At 71.7% G+C, this 5,217-nt stretch carries 5 protein-coding genes; 2 read left to right on the forward strand and 3 right to left on the reverse strand.

Translation table 11 applies throughout. The features are described from left to right. Positions 1–971 (reverse strand): helix-turn-helix transcriptional regulator (locus tag KBX53_RS21305; RefSeq protein ID WP_210861224.1); only part of this gene is annotated, 971 nt, incomplete at its 3' end. A gap of 400 nt (positions 972–1,371) precedes the next feature. Here KBX53_RS21305 and KBX53_RS21310 point away from each other — a divergent pair. Next, entirely contained in the window at positions 1,372–1,992 is a 621-nt protein-coding gene (locus KBX53_RS21310) for an NUDIX hydrolase (RefSeq protein WP_081884272.1), read from the forward strand. Here KBX53_RS21310 and KBX53_RS21315 read toward each other — a convergent pair. Further along, entirely contained in the window at positions 1,961–3,052 is a 1,092-nt protein-coding gene (locus KBX53_RS21315) for a mannose-1-phosphate guanylyltransferase (RefSeq protein ID WP_210861225.1), read from the reverse strand. The two genes, KBX53_RS21310 and KBX53_RS21315, sit on opposite strands and share 32 nt — an antisense overlap. A gap of 63 nt (positions 3,053–3,115) precedes the next feature. Next, positions 3,116–4,261 (reverse strand): glycosyltransferase family 1 protein, encoded by a 1,146-nt coding sequence (locus KBX53_RS21320; RefSeq protein ID WP_030338285.1) that lies wholly within the window; start codon positions 4,259–4,261, stop codon positions 3,116–3,118. A gap of 154 nt (positions 4,262–4,415) precedes the next feature. Between KBX53_RS21320 and KBX53_RS21325 the strand changes: the two genes are divergently transcribed. Continuing rightward, the gene (locus tag KBX53_RS21325) at positions 4,416–5,108 is read left to right on the forward strand and encodes a TIGR03089 family protein (RefSeq protein WP_210861226.1); all 693 of its coding nucleotides are present in this window, start codon (positions 4,416–4,418) and stop codon (positions 5,106–5,108) included. The last annotated feature ends 109 nt before the right edge of the window (positions 5,109–5,217 follow it).

Below are 5,217 nucleotides of genomic sequence, written 5' to 3' on the forward strand. Positions count from 1 at the left end.
GGGGTCAGCGTGTGCAGCACACTGTTGCGTTCCCGGTGGCTGACCAGCAGGCCAGCGTTGCGCAGCACAGTGGCGTGCTGGCTCGCCGCGGCCGGTGAGATGTTGAGCTGGCGGGCGACCTCGCCGGTGGTGCAGCCTTCGTCGCTGGCCTGCAACACCGCCGCCCTGGTGCGACCCAGCAGCGCGGCGAGCGATTCACGGCCGGCACCGGGCGCGAACGCACCGTTGGCGTCGGTCGTCACCAGCCCGCCCAGCCGGTCCACCTGGTAGACCAGCACCGGTGGCAGTGCCGGGTCGAGCAGTGCTACCGGGATGGCCGCGCAGAAGAACGAGGGCACGAGCAGCAGCCCGCGGCCGTCCAGGTGCAGTTCCCGGCTGTGCGGGTAGCTGCGGATCTCCAGCACGCCACTGTCCCAGCGCATCGCCGGGCGGAAACTGGTGAGCAGGCCCTCGACTCCGCCGTCGAGCAGTGCCCGGGCCCGTCGCGCGCGGTCCGCCGCCACAGCGGCCTGGATCCGACCCCAGTACGGGCTGATCGCCAGTGACCGGTACTGCTGCATCGAATCGGCCAGGTGGTGCAGCGCCGACACCTCACCCCGGGCCAGCGCGGTCGCCGAGGAGGGCAGCTGATTCTCGGTGGCCAGCACACTCAGGTCCCGGTGCAGCATCTCGACGGGCGTACGGCGCAGCGCGTCCAGCCCGGCCTCGAAGCCCTCGACGCTGGCGTACGGGGTGAGGAAGTCGGGGAAGTAACCGCGCGGCGGGTTCAGCGCGAAGAGCAGGCTGAGCTGCTCGGAGGCGGCGTCCTGACGCAGCGCCCACGACACGCTGCGCCGCCAGTTGGCCGTCAGCGGATCGCGGGTGCGGCCGCGCAGCACGTGCAGGCTGAGGACCAGTTCCCAGACCGGGTCCGCCGCCGGCGCCACCCGGGTCCGGAGGATGTCCTCCCCAGAAAAGTGGATCTTCAGCATGGAGCGCTCCCGTGTCGCCGGCAGGGGGATGCCGGGTGACCGTTCGACTCTACCTGCACGGCAGTAATCTCCATCTTTAAGCCTGGAATGAAAAACCTCGACGCCCCCGGGGCCGGTTCGGCATGCTTCCACTGCCCGAACATGGCGCCGCGCGTCCTGGACGCCCGCGCCGCCGAGGCACCGGGACCGGGGAGGCCCCGGTGATCGGACGGCACCACGAGGGTCTGCGGCCCTTGCTCCGCAGAGGTGCCGTCCGGTCATCCCGCCCCCACGCCGTCTCAGCCGCCACAGCGCGCGACCGATGGTCCTCGTCCGCGCCGTGAGATCAGCCGGCCACCAGGAATTCGACGCGTCGCGGGGTCACCGAAGCGGCCCATCGGGTGGACGCTCGTACAGTGGCATGGTGCCCGACACCGTGATCACCGGCCCGACCGCTCAACCGACCAACCCCGAGGCGTACGCGGCGCTGCACGCCGACGCCACCGCGTTGCTGGAGGGCTGGCAGCCGACCAGCCCGGACGCGGCCGGCGCGCGGGACCGGACCCTCGCCCTGCTCGCCGCCGGTCCGGTCGCCATGAGCCGGCAGCACCGTCCGGGGCACATCACCGCCAGTACGCTGGTGCTGGACTCCACCGGCTCCCGGGTGCTGCTCTGCCTGCACGGCAAGTTCGGGCGGTGGGTGCAGCTCGGCGGGCACTGCGAGCCGACCGACGAGACCCTCGTCGCCGCGGCCCTGCGCGAGGCCACCGAGGAGTCCGGAATCGCCGGCCTGCGCATCGACCCGGTGCCGATCGACGTGGACGTGCACCAGGTGCAGTGTCAGGGCGGCTCGGCGCACCACGACGTCCGGTTCGCCGTGCTGGCCCCGCCCGACGCGGTGGAGCAGGTCAGCGACGAGGCCGAGGAGCTGGGCTGGTTCCCGGCGGACCAGCTGCCCGAGCCGCTGGCCGGCGGGACCGTGCAAATGGTCGCGCCGGCCCTCGCAGCCCTCAGACGTAGCCCTCTTCGCCTCGCTCCTTGAGCTCGTCGACCAGGGCCTTGACGTCCTGCGCCCGGTCGCGCGGGCAGACGAGCACCGCGTCGGGGGTGTCCACCACGATCAGGTCGTGCAGTCCGAGGACGGCCACCAGCCGGCCCGACTGCGGCACGACCACGAGGTTGGTGCTGTCCCGCAGGAGCACGCCCGGCTTGGCTTCCGTGCCGAGCACCACGTTGTTCGCCTCGTCGGCCGGCAACACCTCGCCCAGGGTGTGGAAGTCACCGACGTCGTTCCAGCCGAAGTCACCCGGCACCGTCGCGACCCGACCGGCAGTGGCCGCGCCCTCCATCACCGCGTAGTCGACGGAGATCTTCGGCAACGTCGGCCAGATCGCGCCCAGGACGTCGTCCTGCTCCGGTGTGCCCCAGGCGGCGGCGATCGCGGCGACGCCGGCGTGCAGCGCCGGCTGCTGGCGGGCCAGCTCGGCGAGGAAGACGTCCACCCGCCACACGAACATGCTCGCGTTCCACAGGTGCCGGCCCGAACGGACGTACGCCTCGGCGACCTCGGCGGCCGGCTTCTCCTTGAACTCGGTCACCGGCCGCCACGGCACACCGTCGGTCGGGTCACCGGTCTCCAGGTAGCCGTAGCCGGTCTCCGCGCGGGTCGGGGTGATCCCGACGGTCATCAGCATGCCCTGCTCGGCCCCGTGGACCGCCTCCTGGACTGTGCAGACCCAGCTGTCCGGGTCGCGGATCAGGTGGTCGGCGGCGAAGCTGCCCATCACCGCGTTCGGGTCGCGCGTCGCGATCACCGCGGCGGCCAACGCGATCGCCGCGCAGGAATCCCGGGGCGAGGGCTCGACCAGGATGTTCTCCTCCGGCAGTACGGTCAGCTGCCGTGCCACCGCCGTGACGTGCGCGGCGCCGGTGACCACAAGGGTCCGATCCGGTGTGGTCAGCGGCGCGAGCCGTTCCACTGTCGCCTGGAGCAGCGAGGCGTTGGTGCCAGTGAGCGGGTGGAGGAACTTGGGATGGCCAGCACGGGACAACGGCCACAACCTTGTGCCGCTGCCACCTGCCGGAATGACCGCATAGAGCATCCGCACATCATGCCCGACGTACCTACCCAAAGTGGCCCGGGTCACCAGCAGTGGCGCGGCGGGTCAGGAGCGGGCGCGGCTCCACGCGGCGATGTGCACCTCGGCGCTGGACTCCCAGGTGAATTCCTTGGCCCGGTCGACCCCCGCCTTCGCCAGCGACAACCGCCGCTGCTCGTCGTCGAGCAGAGCGGCCAGGTCGATGCCGATCTGCTCCGGATCCTCCGAGGTGTACGCGACCGCGTCGCCACCCACCTCGGGCAGTGAGAGCCGGGGCGTGGTCAGCACCGGGGCTGCGCACGCCATCGCCTCCAGGATCGGCAGCCCGAACCCCTCGCCGTAGGACGGGTACGCCGCGACCAGCGCGCCACCGAGGAAACCCGGCAGGTCGGCGTAGCGCAGATAGCCGGGACGCAGCAGACGCAGGTGCGACGGCACCTCGGCCACCGCCCGGTCGATGTCGTCGTCGTGCCCCTGCCCACCGGCGATCACCAGGGCCGGCGGGTCGACCCGGTCAGCCACCGCCCGCGCCCACCCACGGATCAGGTTGGGCACGTTCTTCCGTGGCTCCTTGGCACCGAGGAACGCGACGTAGCTGCTGTTGCCCAACCCCAGACGGGCGCGTACGCGGGCCTTCTCCTCCTCGGTGGGAGCGTGGAAGGCCGCCTGGTCGACGCCGTGGTAGGCCACGTCGATCCGCGTCGGGTCGGCGTCGAGCAGCCGGATCAGCTCGTCGCGGGTGGCCTTGCTGGGCACGATCACCCGGTCGGCGCGGCGCAGCGAGGTCTTGATGGCGCTGCGGAAGAACGTGCGGCGCGACTTGTCGTAATGCTCCGGCTCGGTGAAGAACGTCGCGTCGTGCACGGTGACCGTGACCGGACACCCGGCCCGCAGCGGGCAGGTGTAGAAGGGCGAGTGCAGCACGTGTGCGCCCACCTGCTGGGCGAGCAGCGGCAGGCCGGTCTGCTCCCAGGCCAGCCGGGCCGGGCGGTGCGCCACGGCGGCCGGAGCGGGGATGATCTCCGCGCCGGGCAGCATGCGGGTGTAACGCTCCAGGTCGGTGCGGAGACTGACCACCGCCAGTTCCACCCCCGACCCACACACCTTGCCGAGGGCACCGAGCAGACCGTCAACGTATCGACCGACACCACCACGGTCGGCGGGGACACTCGTGGCGTCGATGAGCACGCGGGGCGGGCGACCGGCGGTCACGGGGCGACTCCTTGCACTGGCGGGTCTGTGGGGAACAACACTCCGGGGGTCAAGCCTACGCCGGGGCGCGGGTCCGACGCTGACTGCGACCCGACGGTACGCCGACTTGTCATCGTCATTGAGTACGGCCCGCACTGGCGTATCGTTCGCGCCGATGGCCGACAACATTGCCCGGGTGTTCGCCGACGCGATCGCGACCGACCCGACCCGACCGCTGCTCACCTGGTACGACGACGCCACCGGCGACCGCACCGAACTCTCCGGCGTCACCCTGGCGAACTGGGTGGCGAAGACCGCCAACCTCCTCGTCGACGAGGTGGGCCTCGCGCCGGGCACCCCGGCCGGTGTGCTGTTGCCGCCACACTGGCAGACCGCTGCGGTGCTGCTGGGGTGCTGGTCGGCCAAGCTGAGCGTGGTCGACACACCGGGTGACGTGGGCGTGCTCTTCGCCGCCGTGGACCAGTTCGACGAGGCGCAGTCGTGGTCGGCCGACGAGCGGTACGCCCTCGGGCTGGCCCCGCTCGCCGCCCCGCTGCGGCAGGTGCCGCCCGGGTTCGCCGACTACGTCGTCGAGGTGCGCGGACACGGCGACCACTTCACGCCGCAGTCCGGTCCGGGCCCCACCGACGCGCACCTGCTGAGCCGGGCCGAGGTCCGTGCCAGCGAGTTGGGCATCGAGCCCGGCGCACGGATCCTCGTGGAGGCCACCCGCCACCCCGATCCGGTCGACTGGCTGCTGGCCCCCCTGACCCGGGCCGCCACCGTTGTCCTCTGCGCCAACCCGGACCCGACCCGCCTGGCCCCCAGGCTCACGGCGGAAAAAGTCACCCACTCCCTCCCCAGCTAACCTCCCCACCCCACCCCACCGCGATCTTGCAGTTTCTGTTGTCGATTTGCATTGAATGCCCCTTATGTCGGAGCAGAAAGTGCAAGATCGACGGGGTGGGTGGGCAGGG

The organism is Micromonospora sp. M51 (assembly GCF_018070305.1).
Taxonomy (GTDB): domain Bacteria; phylum Actinomycetota; class Actinomycetes; order Mycobacteriales; family Micromonosporaceae; genus Micromonospora; species Micromonospora parva.

What these genes read in the sequence shown, in the direction of transcription:
- KBX53_RS21325 (WP_210861226.1), top strand. Translation starts at nt 4,416, where the DNA reads ATGGCCGACAACATTGCCCGGGTGTTCGCCGACGCGATCGCGACCGAC.
- KBX53_RS21315 (WP_210861225.1), bottom strand. Translation starts at nt 3,052, where the DNA reads ATGCTCTATGCGGTCATTCCGGCAGGTGGCAGCGGCACAAGGTTGTGG.
- KBX53_RS21310 (WP_081884272.1), top strand. Translation starts at nt 1,372, where the DNA reads ATGGTGCCCGACACCGTGATCACCGGCCCGACCGCTCAACCGACCAAC.